Source organism: Bacillus sp. F9_6S_D1_P_5 (genome assembly GCF_054823925.1).
Genome location: NZ_JBTREW010000012.1, coordinates 84,696 through 103,069, shown reverse-complemented (window position 1 = coordinate 103,069; position 18,374 = coordinate 84,696). Strand labels below are relative to the sequence as shown.

Annotated in this window: 22 protein-coding genes; all 22 read right to left on the bottom strand. The window is 38.8% G+C overall.

Annotation, left to right across the window (positions count from 1 at the left end):
* Positions 1 to 40: 40 nt before the first annotated feature.
* The gene (locus ACUXEY_RS16395; RefSeq protein ID WP_461301128.1) at positions 41 to 1,114 is read right to left on the bottom strand and encodes a hypothetical protein; all 1,074 of its coding nucleotides are present in this window, start codon (positions 1,112 to 1,114) and stop codon (positions 41 to 43) included.
* Positions 1,114 to 1,728: a hypothetical protein gene (locus tag ACUXEY_RS16390; RefSeq protein WP_461301127.1), complete on the bottom strand. Its 615-nt coding sequence runs from the start codon at positions 1,726 to 1,728 to the stop codon at positions 1,114 to 1,116. The genes ACUXEY_RS16395 and ACUXEY_RS16390 overlap by 1 nt, the downstream gene beginning before the upstream one ends.
* Before the next feature lie 4 nt (positions 1,729 to 1,732).
* The gene (locus ACUXEY_RS16385; protein ID WP_461301126.1) at positions 1,733 to 2,314 is read right to left on the bottom strand and encodes a putative phage tail protein; all 582 of its coding nucleotides are present in this window, start codon (positions 2,312 to 2,314) and stop codon (positions 1,733 to 1,735) included.
* Positions 2,301 to 3,446 (bottom strand): baseplate J/gp47 family protein, encoded by a 1,146-nt coding sequence (locus ACUXEY_RS16380; RefSeq protein WP_461301125.1) that lies wholly within the window; start codon positions 3,444 to 3,446, stop codon positions 2,301 to 2,303. The genes ACUXEY_RS16385 and ACUXEY_RS16380 overlap by 14 nt, the downstream gene beginning before the upstream one ends.
* Positions 3,443 to 3,901, bottom strand: coding sequence for a DUF2634 domain-containing protein (locus tag ACUXEY_RS16375; protein ID WP_461301124.1), 459 nt, complete (start codon positions 3,899 to 3,901; stop codon positions 3,443 to 3,445). The genes ACUXEY_RS16380 and ACUXEY_RS16375 overlap by 4 nt, the downstream gene beginning before the upstream one ends.
* The gene (locus ACUXEY_RS16370) at positions 3,894 to 4,337 is read right to left on the bottom strand and encodes a hypothetical protein (protein ID WP_461301123.1); all 444 of its coding nucleotides are present in this window, start codon (positions 4,335 to 4,337) and stop codon (positions 3,894 to 3,896) included. Before ACUXEY_RS16370 ends, ACUXEY_RS16375 begins: the two co-directional genes overlap by 8 nt.
* A gap of 8 nt (positions 4,338 to 4,345) precedes the next feature.
* Positions 4,346 to 5,332, bottom strand: coding sequence for an XkdQ/YqbQ family protein (locus ACUXEY_RS16365; protein ID WP_461301174.1), 987 nt, complete (start codon positions 5,330 to 5,332; stop codon positions 4,346 to 4,348).
* A 20-nt stretch (positions 5,333 to 5,352) separates the two neighbouring features.
* Entirely contained in the window at positions 5,353 to 5,997 is a 645-nt protein-coding gene (locus tag ACUXEY_RS16360) for an SH3 domain-containing protein (RefSeq protein WP_044792326.1), read from the bottom strand.
* On the bottom strand, positions 5,994 to 9,416 hold the full coding sequence (locus tag ACUXEY_RS16355; RefSeq protein ID WP_461301122.1) for a phage tail tape measure protein: 3,423 nt from the start codon (positions 9,414 to 9,416) through the stop codon (positions 5,994 to 5,996). Before ACUXEY_RS16355 ends, ACUXEY_RS16360 begins: the two co-directional genes overlap by 4 nt.
* Positions 9,417 to 9,593: 177 nt before the next feature.
* Entirely contained in the window at positions 9,594 to 10,064 is a 471-nt protein-coding gene (locus tag ACUXEY_RS16350) for a phage tail assembly chaperone (protein WP_044792330.1), read from the bottom strand.
* A 72-nt stretch (positions 10,065 to 10,136) separates the two neighbouring features.
* On the bottom strand, positions 10,137 to 10,586 hold the full coding sequence (locus ACUXEY_RS16345) for a phage tail tube protein (RefSeq protein WP_098155882.1): 450 nt from the start codon (positions 10,584 to 10,586) through the stop codon (positions 10,137 to 10,139).
* A 13-nt stretch (positions 10,587 to 10,599) separates the two neighbouring features.
* On the bottom strand, positions 10,600 to 11,991 hold the full coding sequence (locus tag ACUXEY_RS16340; RefSeq protein WP_461301121.1) for a phage tail sheath N-terminal beta-sandwich domain-containing protein: 1,392 nt from the start codon (positions 11,989 to 11,991) through the stop codon (positions 10,600 to 10,602).
* A 1-nt stretch (position 11,992) separates the two neighbouring features.
* A complete protein-coding gene (locus ACUXEY_RS16335) occupies positions 11,993 to 12,184 on the bottom strand; it encodes a hypothetical protein (protein ID WP_461301120.1) in 192 nt (63 codons plus the stop codon).
* A 10-nt stretch (positions 12,185 to 12,194) separates the two neighbouring features.
* Positions 12,195 to 12,656 (bottom strand): hypothetical protein, encoded by a 462-nt coding sequence (locus tag ACUXEY_RS16330; protein ID WP_461301119.1) that lies wholly within the window; start codon positions 12,654 to 12,656, stop codon positions 12,195 to 12,197.
* Entirely contained in the window at positions 12,637 to 13,113 is a 477-nt protein-coding gene (locus ACUXEY_RS16325) for an HK97 gp10 family phage protein (protein WP_461301118.1), read from the bottom strand. Before ACUXEY_RS16325 ends, ACUXEY_RS16330 begins: the two co-directional genes overlap by 20 nt.
* Positions 13,110 to 13,466: a hypothetical protein gene (locus ACUXEY_RS16320; protein ID WP_098115272.1), complete on the bottom strand. Its 357-nt coding sequence runs from the start codon at positions 13,464 to 13,466 to the stop codon at positions 13,110 to 13,112. Before ACUXEY_RS16320 ends, ACUXEY_RS16325 begins: the two co-directional genes overlap by 4 nt.
* Entirely contained in the window at positions 13,463 to 13,789 is a 327-nt protein-coding gene (locus ACUXEY_RS16315) for a hypothetical protein (protein WP_461301117.1), read from the bottom strand. The genes ACUXEY_RS16320 and ACUXEY_RS16315 overlap by 4 nt, the downstream gene beginning before the upstream one ends.
* Positions 13,789 to 14,781, bottom strand: coding sequence for a major capsid protein (locus ACUXEY_RS16310; protein ID WP_461301116.1), 993 nt, complete (start codon positions 14,779 to 14,781; stop codon positions 13,789 to 13,791). The genes ACUXEY_RS16315 and ACUXEY_RS16310 overlap by 1 nt, the downstream gene beginning before the upstream one ends.
* 15 nt (positions 14,782 to 14,796) lie before the next feature.
* On the bottom strand, positions 14,797 to 15,147 hold the full coding sequence (locus ACUXEY_RS16305) for a hypothetical protein (RefSeq protein WP_461301115.1): 351 nt from the start codon (positions 15,145 to 15,147) through the stop codon (positions 14,797 to 14,799).
* Positions 15,148 to 15,160: 13 nt separating this feature from the next.
* Entirely contained in the window at positions 15,161 to 15,799 is a 639-nt protein-coding gene (locus ACUXEY_RS16300; RefSeq protein ID WP_461301173.1) for a phage scaffolding protein, read from the bottom strand.
* On the bottom strand, positions 15,799 to 16,794 hold the full coding sequence (locus tag ACUXEY_RS16295; protein ID WP_461301114.1) for a phage minor head protein: 996 nt from the start codon (positions 16,792 to 16,794) through the stop codon (positions 15,799 to 15,801). The genes ACUXEY_RS16300 and ACUXEY_RS16295 overlap by 1 nt, the downstream gene beginning before the upstream one ends.
* Complete coding sequence (locus ACUXEY_RS16290) at positions 16,791 to 18,368, bottom strand: phage portal protein (protein ID WP_461301113.1); 1,578 nt, start codon at positions 18,366 to 18,368, stop codon at positions 16,791 to 16,793. The genes ACUXEY_RS16295 and ACUXEY_RS16290 overlap by 4 nt, the downstream gene beginning before the upstream one ends.
* Positions 18,369 to 18,374: the final 6 nt, after the last annotated feature.

Sequence of the window (18,374 nt, the reverse complement as noted above, 5' to 3'; positions counted from 1 at the left end):
GCAAAATAAAAAAGCCCACTATTGTGCGCTTAACTCTTTTCTACTGATATGATCCATATGTTTCGCTTTGTCCTCGTAATGATCCATACACACTAGGTGCGGTATATCTCATATCAAATTGTAGTACAAGTTTATTCGTTGCTATTTCATAAGACCTATACAAGCCACCTGCACCATTGTCTTCCTTCGTATGATAGTATTTCCCATCCCACGATACCAATTTGGTTAAATCATATGGCGGTGTTGTTTCAGAAATTAATTGCATATTTTTGTCTAATTCTAATAAAGTGCTTTTCCCTATTCCTCTGTATGCTCTTTGGAAGAATGTTTTATCTTTTTCTATACGGACTAGGTAAATTGTATCCCTTTGGTCACTTGTTAACGGTGTCGTATATGTTGATACTAACGTTTTGTTAGTATAATCGATGACTAACCTTGTATACGTTTGATTCTGCTTATTTATCAATAAATCTCCATTTGTATAAAACCCTACACCATTGAAACTATTTCTAACATTATTCGTACTGATTTGAAATAAATAATCTAAATTTTTATTATAAAATTTAAATCCCGTTTCATACTGAATCGCAATAATACCTTTTCTTTGATGAACTGTCATTCTATATCCGAATTGATTGAACTCATTTAAAACACCAGTAATTGATTTTTTATATTTCCCCTTTTTATCATACAGAGTCATAGTATCTGTTGGATAATTCATGACTACAATATCCCCATTTAGAAATGTAGAGTAATCACATCTACCATATTCGGCCGGACTTGTATTTGGTATGAGTAACGACTCTTGGATTATAGTTACTTTCGTAAAATTTTTCATATCTACAAGATGCAATTTCAGAAACTTCCTGCTTGGCTCATATTCTTCAAAAACACCGAGATTAACAAATGGAGCGACAGATACATTAAGAGATTGTGGTATCAACGTCTGTCCTTCATTCACTCCACCCTGTACTAACTGCAGTTTCTTATCATATATTCTGCGATCAGGGTAAATGAATTGTAAATCCCACATCCTCTCTTTATTACCAACCCCATGCGGAAACAAATTCTCTGATACTTGTTTATGAGCAAAATGTAAATCTAAATAAGGCACTACTGCAGCACCTCACTTGTCACATCACCATCAGCATCATAAGTAATAACATATACATCCGTTCCGATTACAGTTGTTCCGTTTTCCGCATAGAACGTAATGGTTTGCTTTCTGTAATTGCCGTTTGTATCTGGATCACTTAAGACTGCTTTCCTAGCTAATAAACCTGCTTTTGTTTTCCATTCCACCGTTGCGAAAATCCCATTTACCGTTTTATTAGAACGATACACGCTCACTTTAAGCTGCAGATTTTTTAATATATCTCCTATTTGTTGCAGTGCAGCTTCAACCGTATCCTCCGTGTAGTAATTTTTCGAATCAGACAAGGTAACATCTGTTGCATTTCTCTTTGGTAATTGTGTGGTGGGCACTTTTCCTTGGGCGTCAAGTGTTGCAATTCCATTGGCTTTGCCAATTTTATCTTCCGTATTTTGCTTTAATATTTTAATAGCATCATCTGTATACTTGTTGACTGCTTTTTTTAATTCATCCAGATTTCCACTTACCATGACTAAACGATCAATTTCTTGAAATGCTTGCACAAGCACTTCCCTACTAACAAACTCGTTCCCAAGAGGTAGTGATAATTTTAAACGATCCGTAATTATAGGCATGTCTTCACAACCTTCCTGTCTGTTTACATTTCGCTATATCATCCCAAGTTAACTGTAATTCTTCTACTTTATCCCATGTCATTTTGTATCCTTCAAACTCATTCCAAGTTGTATACGTAAAGACATAGTTAATATCGATATGAGCTGGCACAATGCTACGCAACGCAAACTGAATATCATTAATATTTGGTGGTATACCAAGCTTACCGACAAAAGAAATATTTATCGTGTAATTTGGAATATCCTGTTGTACATCAACTTCTCCATATTCAAATGACTCTGCAACTTTTTTAATCAAAGGGATTCTCGTTACACCTGCACTACGTTGTTTACTTAATACAAATGATATCCTTTGATTCAGCGGCTTATTTTCATCAACACGAATACTGTATTCTCGTTCCCAATCACCAATGCCCCAGGTAGCAGTTTCCACACGCATTTGCGCTTTTGTATCCTCAAATTCTTGTTCTTCTGAAATCTTCTCATCAGCAGCGATTTGCATTAAGCTATTGAATACATGAGAGCTGCGGTATTCTTTCATGGAATGCTCAAGCAGTTGCTCTACTATTTCATCACGGCGACTCATTAATGATTACCTCACCTATCACTGCTATTTGGCCTGAAGTAAGAACAACATCTTTCTGTAGCCCATTGATCACCATTTCATTAACTCTTGACTGCTTAAATACATCCACCGCAACTGCTCCAAGCTTTAAATAATTGACAACATAAGACTCTTTTAATATTGATTGTCTGCTTGCATCATCGCGCCAATACGCTTTATTACATTGTTTTAAATACTCATTTGCTTCTTTAATGAGATTCTGCTTATTTTCTTCTGTATTTCCTCCTGGTGATACTTTCACAGTAATATTTATCTTCACAGGTATTGCAGGAACGACAGATACACTTGCTCCAACCGGCGCTTTTCCATCCCCCATTTCAATTGTTGGGTTTAAGACTTGCTGCACTTGTTGGGTCAGTTCTGGTGGAGCAGGAAGAAAGCTATAATCACATAGCATGATTTTCACTGTTCCTTTTCCGTTTGCGATTGGAAATACCAATACACCACCAACGCTTTTTACACTAAGTGACCATCGAATGTAATCACCGATATTTCCACTATTGGACGACTCTCTTAAATACGCAAAATAACGAGAACGTAAATCCTCATCACTTTCCGCTTCTTCTCCGCCTGTGATTTTTCCAGGATTTCTCACACTAGAAACACCGAAAATGGATTCACCCAAATCAATCGTACCAATTGCGGTATTTCCGATAATACCTGGCGTAACGCATTCAACTTCTACTTTTGCTGTTCCATCTGCACCAATCATCGCTTCTTCAAGCTGCTTATACTCTACAATTTTATTATTCAATTCATAACGGATTGATATATACGTAGCACCTTTAATAAGCTTAGTCCCTTCATTACCTTCCACAATTACAGGCCCTCTTGCTTTTCTTGCAGGGTAACGAGTCAGAGGTGTTTTATCTGCTACAACTATATCTAGTTCAAAATCAGTCGCATATTGAGCGAAATTTGATTGATGCCACTTCATGAATTCTTCTCTTCCTGCTTTGCGTTCAATTGCGATTGGTTTTAACACATCATAAATAAAACCACCTTGTCGCTTGTCCCATTTCTTATCGATTTTACTCAACATTCGTTTCATAATATCGTCTTCTGATTCGCTCCACCATGTAGGTATACTCAATACATCACTTCCCTTCTCACAGGGATATTTCCGTAAATGGTACTAACGATGTAAGAAGCAACAAATACATCGTTCTCATCACTTTGCCGCTCAATATCAATGACACTTACATCCACAACCCTTTGATCGTAAATCAAACTATCTCGAATCACTTCTTTTAAGCGTAGTATTTTCGCTTCCTCATTCAGTTCCTTATCGATGAGTACATTACGTGCTTCAGAACCGTAAGCGTCTGTATAGACACGATAAACATTTCTAGGTACAAGGTGAATTTTCTCAATCAAATTCGCCATTCCAATTTGACCATCATCTACTTTTACTACTCCATTGCTATCCGATACAAACTCACCTGCTCGGAAATCGAATAATGGTGTTAAATAACCGGTAATTTCCTCACTGTTTTCATCCTGATCAAAGGCAGTTTGCAAGTTAATTTCAGGCAACATTCTAGACATACGCGTTCACCACCACCCATATTGCGTCTTTTGTAGGGAATCGGTTCGGAAGTAATAACACATTCATTCCAGCTGGTATCGGCCAGGGGCAAAATGTTTGTGAAGCAGGATATTTAATAGAACTATCTGCCAATAAAACATAATCAGAACCCGTATATTTACAAACAGATACCATATCATGCAGTGGTTTCACTACATACTGCCTATCAGTTGGTCTTGTTCCGGCAATACGTTGCACAAGTACCGTTTCGCCTTTTTTAAACTTTGTATACGGCATAACAAAAAACGCACTAGGTAAAGCCTTAGATGAACCATGTATTTGAATCGTTACATTCGGCTCACCTGTTATGACTTGACCAAGCGCAAACATGCTTTCTTCTTTTTTGTTGTTATTTGCACCCTCTATATGAGTAAATATCCGTTCAGCTGCTCTCACTTCCTCACCTACCCTTCTTCTTTTTGTTTTTCTTCTGGCGGTACATATGCTTTATTTGGTAATGTGGATGTTTTAGCTAAATCGGCGCTCATTTCCACACGATTTTTATATAATTGATAGGATATTTTTCGAATATAATATCCACCAAGAATTGTTTTTGTTGGATCTTCTACATACACGTAATCACCTGACCACAAACGCGGTTCATCAATGCTATGAACATGTTTGATTTGCCTTGATACATCAGGTAAAGCTGATAATTTCAGTGTAGTATTAGCATGACTCTGCGCAGCTGCTTCTGTTTCTGCTCCATGTTCTTCAGTTGTTGTAAACAGACCGTATTTTTTAATTGATTCGTTATCTACTTGTACAGCCACTATGTTTTTCTCGCGATTGACTACCTTTACACTGTTTTTTATATTTTCAATAGATACAGTTGTTTCAACTTCGGTCATTCCTGCACCAAGTACCAGAACTTTATTAGGTGGAACCCAATCAAATATCCTTATCCCACCTGGCTCATACCGAATCCAATACTTCTTTCCAGTTCTCTTCTTACTTTCGTGCAGCAGAATGATAAAGATTTCAAAAATATTTTGAGCGTTATTTTTATCGAAATACATGATTGGAAATATAGTATCGATGCTAGTTATTTCTTTAATTGGAAGGCCGTATTGCCCGCTAATAGACTGCATCATTTGCGTTGCAGTTCGGTTTTGAAATACAAACTCTTCGTCAGATTTCACTAAATTAAATAATGGATCATATGCCGTAATAGAATAATCTCTATTCTTCGCATTTTTATAAGAGCGAACAAATCCTTCAAACCAAATCACATTCCCAGCCTTGATCCGAATCGGTTTTCCTTCAATATCTTCAAATTCTTTTTGATATATCAATTTGATGTCTACTTTTACTGGACCCGACTCATAATCATCATCGAATTGAATTGGAGGGATAACGGCATCTGTTACGTCCATTTCGCCAATTAACACCTGCAGCAATAGAATCCCTCCTAACTCAAATTACTAGCTAATACATAGCCGTGAGTATTACTCATTTGAATGAATAACCATTCTCCCTGCTGATTCCGTACAAGTGTAACCGTGTCGCCTTTCTTTACAGTTCCGATAACCTTTCCATTATGAGAGGGAACATCACGTACCGCTATCATATACGCGTCACCTGTTACTTTTGCCGTTTTTAGGACGTAGTTTTCCATATTATTTGATGGTGGCCGAATAACTTCACCGTTTCCGTTTAGAACACCCAGCTTAATATCTCGGTATTCTTTAAATGCAATTGAAAACTCAATATACCCAGGCTTATCCATCCAGTAATCAAAAGTTTTCAATAACATTTCTTTTTGGTAATTCAACTCTGTAATATAAAGTATCACCGGTTCTTCCGCTTTCTTTATTTTTTCAAGTGCAGCTACTGCTTTGTACGGATCATACCGAACTTCTTCGCCATACACCTTATTAAAAGAAAAAAAGGAAGTCCATGAGACCTCCTCTAGTCCAGTTCCATCGGTAAAAGGAATTACACCCCGATGTAATGTTTGTACTTCTGTAATTTGGGTGTCCCCCCCTTTTGGGCCAATACCTGAAGGAGTTACGGGGAAGGTCAGTTTTGCATCCTTCGTTATAATAAAAATCACTGTTCCATCACCCCTAAATTTACATCTGTTCTTGCATTGCTTACATCATCCATTTTATCTGCTACATAGTTGAGGAATTTATCTGCTAATTCTTTAAATGTAGCATCATCTTGATTCATCGCTCTTGCTGTATCTGCTGATATAGTTACGTTGAACTCATTTTTTACGCTGCTCTTATTTGAATTATTTACGCTATTTGATGTATACGACTTGCCTTTTCCATCAGTTGCAAACGGAATGCTTGCTTTCTCCGATACATGTTCTGCAGCTCTTACAGCCATATCCGTTTTGTGGACAATACCCAATGCTAATCCTTCTGTTACGAATTCCCCATTTTCAAACATTAACCTTGATGGACTATGCATATCGAAAAAGCCAGTTACAGTATCAGCAATTCCACTCGCGATATTACCTACCGCATCCCACGCCGCTGAAGCCATAGAAGAAATCCCGTTTATTAACCCATTGATAATGTCTTTACCGATTTGGAATAGGTCGATTCCCTTAAACGTGTCAACAATGATGTTCCAAATATCAACTGCTGTTTGACATGCTGCATCAAAAGCCGCTCGCCATTCTCCGTGGAATAAATTTGATACAACTTGGACTACGCCTTGGATTATCTGACCGCCAACTTGAACTGCCGTTTTTATTAGTGCGAACGCAATTTCAGTTACGCCAGACACAATTGGCATCACCGCTTGGAAAAGTCCAGACATAAACGCTAGAACATTACCTACAATCGAACTTATCGTAGAAAATGCTGTACTCACAATCGACATAATCTGCGAACCGTGTTGCGACCAAAATGAAGCCATTACGGATAAGCAAGTACTCACGATTTGCCATAAAACGCTTGCTATTGTACTAATCGTCGTCCAAATTCCGCGCCACGCCATCGATGCAAAATTCATAATTTGTGTGCCGTGTTGCGACCAGAAATTTGCGATTCCAGTTAGCAAACTACGTACAACGGAACCTACTCCAGTTAGTACCGTACTTACCATTGATCGTAATCCACTGTATGCTGCTACTGCATATTGAACGATTTGCTGACCGTGTTGTGACCAAAAGCGAGTTATACCAGTACCAATTGCACGAACCGTTGACATGACTCCATTCATTCCGTTAGTTACAGCCGTTCTGACGCCATTTATGATTGTAATAGCACTTCGTATTGTTTGTGGTGAGAGTCCAAAAGAACTTAAAATGGATACACCTTTTCCGGTATTTCCACCGAGTAAAGCTCCGATTCCTTTTGTGAACTGACCTAAGTTTGTCATCTGTTGTTTGATCTGAGAAATAGCGTTTTTAATCCCGTTTGTTACAGAAACGATAGTTTTAGTTGCTTCTGGCGTGAATCCTAATCGACTAAGAATCGAAACGCCTTTACCTTCATTCCCTCCAAAAATCGCCTGTACACCAGACCAGGCTGTTGTAAGGAATGCTTTTACCTGATTCACTTTCACCATCAAGGAATCAAATGCAGCCTTCACACCATCTATCGCAGCATAAACAATACTTCTAAAGGTTTCACTATGTGACCAAAGAAGTGCGATTCCTATTGCTATTGCGGCTATAACACCGATTACGGTCAAGGCGGTCCCTACTACACCTAGTAATGCCCCTGAAGTCATTCCCATTGCACCAGCTAGTAATGCAAACCCTTCAATTATTCCTGGTAAGAAACCAAGTATTAAAAGAGCTGGCCCTGCTAATAACAGAAATACCCCTACAAGAGCAACTATTACAGTTAGTACCGTTTGTACAGGTCCTGGTAATGCATTAAACGCATCTGTTAGCATACCTAGCCCATCAGCAATAATTCTAATCATAGGTATAAGTGCATTACCTACTGAAATTTGTAATGTTTCAAAGCTACCAGACAACTGATTTAATGATCCGTTTAAGTTATCTTGCATTTTCTTTGCGGTATCTTCAGCTGCTCCGCCCGATTCTTTTAATCCTTGCGTAAGCTTTTGCAGTTTATCTGGACCGGCTTCAATTACAGCCAACATACCAGAAACAGCTTCTGTACCGAAAATATTAGATAATGCTGCAGCTTTTTGAGCATTCCCCATTCCTTCAGTCGCTTTTCCAACTTGACCGATAATATCGTGAAACGGAAGCATTTTCCCTGACGAATCTTGAATTGTAATACCCAAATCAGCAAGTGCAGTTCTAGCGGATTTAGGTGGATCAGATAAACGTAATAACGCGGCACGTAATGATGTACCTGCCTGTTCGCCCTTAATACCTGAGTCTGCCATGATACCAGTAGCTGCTGATAATTCCTCCAGGGATATACCAAGCATTTTCGCAACTGGTGCAGCATATTTAAAGCTGTACTGCATGTCCAAGATACCTGCAGCAGACTGATTGGCTGATTGAGAAAGTACATCAGCTATATGAGAGGACTCTTTCGCTTCCATACCAAAAGCATTTAAAGCAGCGGCTACCGTTTCAGAGGTCATTGCCATATCTTCTTGTGCGGCTTCTGAAGCAGCGATAATACCAGGCATTGCACCGATAATATCATTTACCTCGAAGCCTGAAGCGGCTAAGTTCTGCATACCTACTGCAACTTCACTAGCTGATTTTGTAGTGGATGCTCCTAATTCTTTCGCGGTTTCTGTTAAACTACTCAACTGCCCACCGGTTGCACCAGAAATCGCCCCTACTTTAGCCATTTGCGACTCAAAATCAGCTGCTACTTTTACACTTGAACCAAGTCCTGCTGCAATGGCTCCACCTGCAATCGTGGCGGCTGCACCTGTCGCAAATAAAGCTCCGCTGGCTTGATCTAGCCCTTGTAGCATTGTTGCTTGTCTTTCACTTACTCCACCAAACCTATCACGCAGTGCAGCCATACTGTTTCCAGCATGTTGCGCACTAGTGGCGTTTTGATTTAACGCAGAGTTCATTTGGTTAATCTGTTGGGTTGCTTGTTGCATTTCCCTGGTCAATTGCTCTACTTGCGTTTCTAACGTATTTATTCGTTGAGCAGATTGTTGTAAATCCCTTTCCATCGTCTGCAAATGTTGTTCTAATTGGTTTACCTGTTGCGCCGATTGTTGGAACTCTTGACGTAGTTGTTGCATCTCATGCTCAAGTTGATTGACCCTTTGCGTAGATTGGCTTAAATCTGTATTTAAATGCTGCAGATTATTACCAAATTGCGTTGTTCCTTGTGCCGATTGGTGTAAATGGTTTGTTAACTGTACAACATTATGATCTAACTGCGATGTACTTTGCGTTGCTTGGTGAAGCGGTACAACATTTGTTCCCTGAAATCGTAATGCAGTATCTAATTCTCTTGCAGCTCTTGCTGTTTGCTCCATGTGTTGCGTCATTTGACGTAACGGGGCAGACATCGCATCCACTAAACTTATTTTACCGGTTACCTGTTTTTCACCCATAAGTCACCGCCCTTCATTATTGGGCCTCGGCAGCTTTTTCATCTATTTCGTCTTGATACAAACAGGACGCAATTAAAAAGACTTTCTTCTTACGGTTCATAAGAAAAAAGTCTTCTGGATCGATATCCTTTTGTTGAAAAAGCCTGTGGGCCCATGAAGCCATAGGGTCGGTTTTAATTAGTTTTTTACTGCATCAATTTCTTCTTCCATTGAATCTTGACCTAAGCCGGATAATTCAACAATAAATTGTGTCGCTTTTACAATACCGCCTAAAGATAAAATTTTCGGTACGATGAATTCAGGGTTTGGTACAGCTGCCCCCACTTTTTTCTGTAACTCTGGTGAACTCCAATTAATATTCGTTTTTGTTTCATCTGTAGCTGCAGCAATCATTAAAGCATTGTATTTCGCTTCATTCATTTGCTCTAGAGGTGGCATACCTTTCTTTTGAGGGATTTTTGTTGTAGATGTTTTACGAATTTTTTGTTCTACTTCAGCATCTACAGACTTCATAGGTAATTTAAGATATTTACCATCAATTGTTTGTACTGTTATGTCACCACGAACACGATCATCTGTATTAACTGCAAATAAATCATCTAAACTTGCGTATTGAACTTTTGCTAAACCACCATTAATTTCAGTCATAATAAGTATTCCTCCTAGCGTTTTTCACGCGTTATTTTATGTGCAAAGAAAAAAGAGAGGTTATCCCTCTCTTTACTCAATAATTTCAAAATCATCAAACGTAAACGGAAAATCATCATCGACTAAGTCTTTTACTTTAAAGCCTAGTAAAGTTACCTCATCAAAGCTCACACCTTTAAAGGCAACTTTCATATTTGCTCCTTGCGCCATTTCATCAGGATCATGATAATCTCCAATTATTGTGAAGGTTTGATCTGGATTTTTTAAAATTCGTATTGCTAAGGCTTTCGCATCTTCAGTGTGATACATTTTCATTTTCCCTGAACCATTACCACCCATAATTCTATTTCCATCTAAGAAAGCATTCGCACGTTCCACTTTCTTTTTATCAAATTTAATTTTCCCTTCGAATTCCGAAACCCCTACCCATTGCTCTCCTTTATCATCGTATACAGCTCCGTATTTCCCACGAGTAATATTTCTAGGATCAACTACTGGTAAATTGTTATCATACAAAGACATCTAGCAGACCTCCTTAGGATACCTTGTTTTTGTTGTACACTTTTTCAATCGCATCAACGATTGTGTACTCGGTGATAAAGAACGATTCATCTTTGTACACTGGTTTTCCAAGGTCTTGCGTGTGGCGTGGATCTTCATAGCAATTAAATGAGCCTAATTCAATTACTTCTTTTTGTGCCAATGGTTCTAATAATTCATCCTTAATCGCCTGTGCAGCAGCTACACGTTTCGCTTGTGTATTTGCTTTTGAAATGTATCGATTAAAAATAACTTCTTCAGCATTCGTAATATAATCAATCCCAAGTACGACCTTCACCTTTTGCAGTGTGCGAATGGTAGCAGCCGGATCAGACTCTTCCGACATACCAATTACTGCATCAAGGTTTTTCAGTGTCGTCATGGTATTAACTGGTGTATTGAAACGCACTTTCTGCCCCTCTTGGAAGAACACTAGATTTCCGGTTGCAATACGCCCTTTTGTTTCCTCAACAGAAAGCTTCTCAACCCAAGTAAACGGCGTTGCTTTCTGTGCCACACTCTCATTAAGTGGGCATGATAAAAGAGCTGCAGCCATGTATACTGCAACTTCTTGTGGCGTATATAAACGCTCATCAATTTTTGCTTTTTGTACGCAGTTCGCGATACCGTAATAATCAATATCTGTCGAACCTTCACCAGCTGTATAACCTGTGATTAAACGACCAGATACACGAGAAGTTTGAACGAATTGTACTAACATTGTATTTAATGCTGCATCTGTTATGCCATCAAATACAATCCCGTCAAACACTTCTGCTTTTGCTAGATTTAAAAAGTCACTGTAGTTTTCTGTTTTTACTACCTCACCACTATTACCACCAACAAGAGGGATATTATTCGCATCTCCAACTGTTGTTTCTGTTTTCCCATCAATTTTTGAAATGGTGATATAGGAACTGAACTTTGTTTTCGTAATTAGCTCATCGATCGTAGCAAAGCTAACTCGATCTAACTCAATCGTACCTTCAGTTAGAATCAATTGTTTTACTCCTGCTTCACCTAACTGTGGACGAACAGTTACTTTAAAACCATTTCCGCGAGTACCTGCATACTTCGCAGTAACATTCACTGTATCCAGTGCAACTGTTGCCTTTTTCGCACTAGCAGTTGCTAAACGCATGACTTTTAATGTTTTTAGCTTTGTTTTACGTGCTAAATCCACTAAATGTGCTGTTTGTCCAAAGAATGGATTATCATCGAATGAATTTAATTCGACCATTACATTCTCAGGACCCCAATCCGCTTTAATTGGCATGATTAATGTACCACGAGCCGTATTATCAACTGCGCCTTTTACAGTAAGCTCTGCATAAGAATAAAAGCCTGTTTCTAGTTCGTGCTTCCCATCTTTAAACGGTTTAGCCATGCTACTTCACCTCTCTATTTAAAAATGCAGTAATTTTCTTTTGCGCTGTATTCACATCTACTTCTTCTAAATCAGAAAGCGCAGCACCAGCAACATAATTTGGAACATGAAATAACTCTTCTGCTTTCTCCACTACCTCTTTTACCGGATAAAGAACAACAGGAACAGCTTGTTTTTCTTCTTTACTTGCCATTACAGCCACCTCACTTCTCGTTTAATCTGATATTGTTATGAACTTTACGCAGGATTTCATGTTGTTCAACAAGCTCCACGAAGCGTTCTCCTTTTACAGTGAAGGTCCACACATCAACATCAGCTTGCTTTGCTTCAAACTCAACATCCTCCAAACGGCCTTTTGTTTGTTTGAAATTCTCATCTACTAATGAAATGTCATATTTGCATCCCATTAATGCAGCTTGCAACTTCACTTGAAATTGCAGTGCTTGTGTTTCTGGTGTTTCTTTATCCAGGAACAATGTACCGTGGATCAGTGGTCGATAACGATGAAACCCTACTGAATCCTGATACGGTTTACCGACTGGCGTTTGTAAATAGAAAAAAGGAGGCTCTGTTTCCTGCCTCCTTCTTGTCGTATATCCTTTTATGCCAGTGGTAGTTTGAATGAATTTTAGTACACTAGTTAAATCACACGAAACCAAGTTCATTCATAATCTCTCCCACTCTGTCTTCAAGCCAGCGTAATGCTTCCGGCTCAAATTCATGCCAAGAGTCCTCGAGCATATGAGCACCTTCCACCCATTTCCCCACTTCTTTGGCAGCTTCTCGGCTCATCCCACTACGTCTTGTACGATGACCTGCTTCCACGTACTCAGCGTACTCCATATTTGAACCAACAATGATTTCAATTCCTTCTCCCATACCCACTTTCAAGAAAACAGAACCGTCACCATTTGCACCTGCACCAGCAGACAAGAAAGAGTTTCGTAATGCTCCTTTATCAACTGGCGTTTTCTCTGCCACCATTGACATTAATTGTAGCGCTAATGCTTCGGCCCATAACTCAAGCATTCTCGGCAATCTGCCTTGAATAACGCTTTTCATTTGATGCATCCATTCATCGAATCCTTCGAGAACAAATCCACCTTCCATACCGCCACTCATACCGTCACCTCACCTTTTAGGTCAATCTCAAAATGATGAATGCCTTCTCGGTCAAATACTGGATATGGATGTGAAGCGATATAACGTCCTAAAACATATTTCGTCTTCGGATCGTATACATCGATTGTATCTCCTGCTTTTATACCAGGATAAAGCGTGTGAATGAAGACTACATTGTCAATTTCGACTCTACCCATTACTTCATTCACTTTGCTTTGGTTTTTCTTAACAAGAGCGCACGGCTGATCAGTAGCAATTGCTTTCAACTCCTGCTTACTGTCGTACTCACTCCCATCAGAAACAATACGAGAAACCGTCATTCGGTGAAAAAGTATCGATTCATATCTACTCAAAAGAAAAACACCCCTGATTCGTTCCCTGTTTGCATATATGGCTCAAGTAGATCCATTGCAAGGCCACGATAAGATGTACCTTTATCAGCAAATGTTTCTTTGTAATCAGAACGCTCAATACTCTTCACCTGTTGCGGTTCTTTCTCGTCTTTCACAAGATAACAGATGGCAAGTTTGATATCATCAGGGACTTGCTCATTTATTTTCTTCACTTTTGAGCGCACAAAAATAGAAGCTCGTAACAAAGCGGCTTCCAGATCACTCACGTTATTTAGTTCAGCAAATAGGCTTTTCGCTTCATCTGCTGTAAGTAAGCTCTTCATCACACATCGATTTGCATTACGCCTGATGGATATGAAAGCTCAGGGAATGCAGCTTTTCCGATTTCGATGAATTCATTTTCTGTATTCTGTTCTCTCCAAGGCTTAACATATACTCCTGGTTGTCCTTGTTTTTCAACTGTAGGACCTTGAACAGTTGAACCTAATGTAGTCTTACCCTCAATACCAAGGAATACAACGCGGCGCTCTGGTAAATAACGTTCTGTCTTCCCATCTTCAAACGTGATTTCTAAATCATTTGTTGTAATAGGCGGGATGTTCCAACGTGATAAATACGTTGCTAGTTCATCCGGTGTTACCATACCACCTGCTACCCCTTTGATATTCCCAATAGTTGATTTTGCTTGCAGAATATCAAGGTAAGCCGAGTTAGACATATGAATTGCTAATGGACGGCGACCTGCGTTTGCTTTCTTGAATTTCTCAATCCAATCCACAAGGTCTTTAATTGGATTGGATGTCTCTGGATCACTCCATTTTTTCGTTGCAGCGAATGCTTTCGGTACATCAAACTTTAGATCTAACGAGAATCCATCTAAATCATATTTAATGTTACCTTTGTATAATACAGACGAACGTAAGTATTCTTCTGTCTCTTCCACACCAAGCTTTAAGTTATCGATATGATTAAAAGCACGATCAATAACTTGTTGACGCTCTTTATCAAATTTTGTGTTCATGATTGTTAATTGGTCTTTTTGATCAAAACGGTAACGATGTGAAAGCTTCGCAACTTCACCAACTGCACGCTCTAAGCCTTGTTTGTCACGTAACGGTGCAGGTGTACCAAATTCCACTAAGTTCGCTGCGACATTACTGTTCTTTTTAAAAATGTCGTATGCAAATGTAAGTCCGTATACATCCTTATCACGAGGTAAGAATGGTAATGTTTTCGATTCAAATGGTATTGTTAAATTCTCTACATAACCAATTAAGGTTTCGCGTTTAAATTCATCTAATTGTAAGATACTCATTCAGCTTCACTCTCCTTATCTGATATCAAGCATTTTTGCTTTTGCTTTGAACTCTGGTAAAATCGCAGGACATTTTGATTCTTTTACATAGCCGCCAACAAGCCCTACTGCTTGTACATCGTTTGTATCGATGCGAATATCACGGAGCAATAACGAAACTTGCTCATTAGATGCAGCATCCTTTGTTTTATCAAATGGACGTGTTTTCTTTGTTGTTGCATCAAAGATTAATGATGTGCCGGCAGGAATAATACCAGCCGTAAATGCAGTGAAATCTAACGTTACTGTAATTGTTTTTAAACCAACTACATCACGCAGAATTTCTTTACCAGAAACAACTGTATCTTTACGTGGATATAGATTCAATTCGCTTCACTCCTTAATTTTTTTGACTACGTTTCTTCGCTAATTCTGCCCCTAAATCGTAGTCTGTTTTAGATGCAGGTGGAGTTCCACCGCCTGGTGCAGTACTTCCTGGTCTTTGTTGACCACCACCTCCTTGACCGCCACCTGTTGACTCTTCACTCATAAATAAAAATGGTTTATCTGTCTTCACTTGCTCAAGTACTTCTTTCATGTTCGTAATCTCTCCACTATCAGGATCCGTTTGTAATAATGGTTTCACCGTAGCGAATAGGATATCAGCATCATGTGGTTTATATGAAGTGGCAGCTTTTACAAATGCTAGTTCTGTTTTTAAGCTGCCGTTTTCTGATGACAACGTTTCGTTAGTAGTACGTAATACTGCATCAGCTTCTTCTTTCGTTCTTGAAGCTCCTAATTTATCTTGTAAATCTTTAAACGACTCAACACCTAATTTCTTATAAAAATCAGCTTTCACTTGCGTTTCTGTTGCCTTTTTCGCATCAGTAATCTGTGTATCCAGTTGCTCCTGCGTATATGTCACAGGTGGGTCATTAGGCGGATCTGTTGGTGGTGGGTCTTGTGGTGGATCAACTGGCGGATTCGGGTCCGAAAAGTATTGTAAGTTTAAACGTAATTTATATAATGATTTCATCACTCTTCACTCTCCTGTTTCTTGTGCTGCTTACTATAATCAGCAGCAGTATCTATACCTTGTTCTTTTGCATATTCTTCATAATTCTTCGCATTCGTACGATATGTTTTTCCGGTTTTCAAATCTCTCGCGGCACGTTTACGATTTGAATTATCAAAACCTCGTATAACTGCTACAAACGTTCTCCTGCAATTTGGATGTTCCGTAGCTGGAACGCTCTTCGCTTCTTCTACAGAGAACTCTTTCGCATCCATCGCTTGGCATTTTTTACACGTTCTATTATCCAATGTTTCCAGTACCTTCATTGCTTTGAGTAATTCCATATCTAATTCATTACTACGCTTATCAAAATCAACCATGTATTCTTTCTTCGCTTCATTACTGGCAGTAATAATTTCAGAACGTACAAGACGTTCGCTCTTATATGCTTCTTGACCGATTTGCTCTTGCAATTTAATTGCAGTAGTACGGAAGCTTTCACCACGTTGCATGGAATTGACCAATGTTGTGCGTAAATGTTCCTTAAAGTTCTCTGTTTGCCCCCATAAATTGTCCGAGAAGTGACCGTGACCCCAATCCTTTTCTAACAGTGTCTTGATAGCGCGTTCTGGTATTACAGGAGGAACAATAATATAACCTTGTATATGAGCAGCAGCGATGTAAGAAGCAAATGCATAATCAACAACACCGACCGTTTTTATAGAGTTAGTAATTACGCCCGTTACTTCTCCATTCATACGATCGATACTCATTTCCATCTGCTTTAGGATTGCTTCTAAATCTTTTCCTCTCCTGATTTCGTCCCAATCCCATGCATCTTCAGGAGAACCTAAACTTGTTTTTGTATATAGGTACGATAGTTCTTTTTCGATGTCTTGTAAGAACTCTGCATATACTTCAAGCAGCACACGAATACGCTCATCCTTAAAACGAATGAGCTTTCTCTGCTGTTCTATTGCCATTTCCTGAAGCTTTTTTAATTCTTCATGATTCATAATTCATCATCCGTTTTGTCGCTCTTCTGCATGCGTTTATCACGGTTTTTGATGTGGTTATCGATGTTCTTCAAGTCAACGGATTTCCTCTCTGCTGCTTCTTGTTCCAATCGACTCTGTTCTTCTTGAACATCCTCAACAAGCGGATTCTGCTGAAGTAATGTAAAGTTAGATAATCGACCTTCCAACTTATTAAGCATTTCTATAATTTCTTTCACGTTTTGTGGTTTATTACGATGAATTTCCCACCAGATCCACTTATGATTGTATAAATTGTTATTCTCATTTCGCGGGTTCAATGTTTCTTTTAACGCTTCTGCTGGATTTTTATTACCACTCTCAATTAATTTCTGTGCATTGAGCATTAAAGTAATAATCATGAACTTACGTCTAATGTATCGTAGCAGGTATATTTCTTTTTCATTCACCTGTAAATCAAGTGGGGCGTATAATTGCTCTATTGCAACGCCGGATAAATCTCCAAGCGCTTCCTGCTTATATATTTTAGGTAGTTGAGAGGTTTCAAAGATTGAATCAATCATTGTTTTCGCTTGCCATTCAATCGGCTCATTCTTCATATCAGCAATTAGATATTTCGCATCGACTGGTTCTCCTGGTTCTCCTTTTATACTAATTGCACGAGCCTGACGCATTTTCATTCCTTCTTCCGGAGCAACTTTAACCCCATTGAACAATAAATACGGATCACAGAATACGTCTAATCGATTTGAGTTATCCGATATCAAGCGTGCTAATTCTTCAAGTTGTGAAATAATATCATCCGATAAATTACTCGGACCATACTGAACCATTCCACCCCTTGGTTTAGCGAACTCACCGTTTTGAAAATATGCAGCAGGTACAACCGGGATTGAATGTGGCATTGGATTCACATCATAATCACTATTCAGTTTAAACGTACCGTTCTCATTGATTAAATACGTAACTGTCACATCATCGTATACTTCCACATGCTCAATTTCTTCATCGCCAACTTTGGTTTTGTAACGATGAATAGCAGCAAGTATGTCCCCTTTGTGGTCAAATACGGGGAAGCACTCATTAATTAGATAGGATTTGTATTTAATCTCACCCATCGCATCAAAATAAAAAAGAACTGTCGCAGCACCTGCAATCAATCCGCGTTTCGTATTCAAATAATCAATTGCATGGTCATCATTTTCTTCTAGCACATACTTTAATTCATCCCTAAATTGTTCAACTACTTCTTTACTTACTCCCTTTTCAATGACCGTATCTGGTACATCATAACTTACTGGTTTCCCTAGCATGTATGAAGTAGGCATACCACAAATAAGCTTGGAGTAATTTACTACAATTCGATGGTTTGGATCATCTGCTCGTTTCGGTTTACGCTCTAAAATATCAAAGTCACCATCAAATACCTTCTGCCTTTTTTCAACATCCAACAAAAGTTTATCGTGCTCTTTTAATATTTCATTCAGCAATTCCCAATCTTTTTGCTTTAGCTTTTCTGTATAATTCTCCTTCACACTCACACCTCCTTTTCGTTTAAAAAGGGTGCGGAACCACTCTTTTAAGCGTTCAAACATAACGCA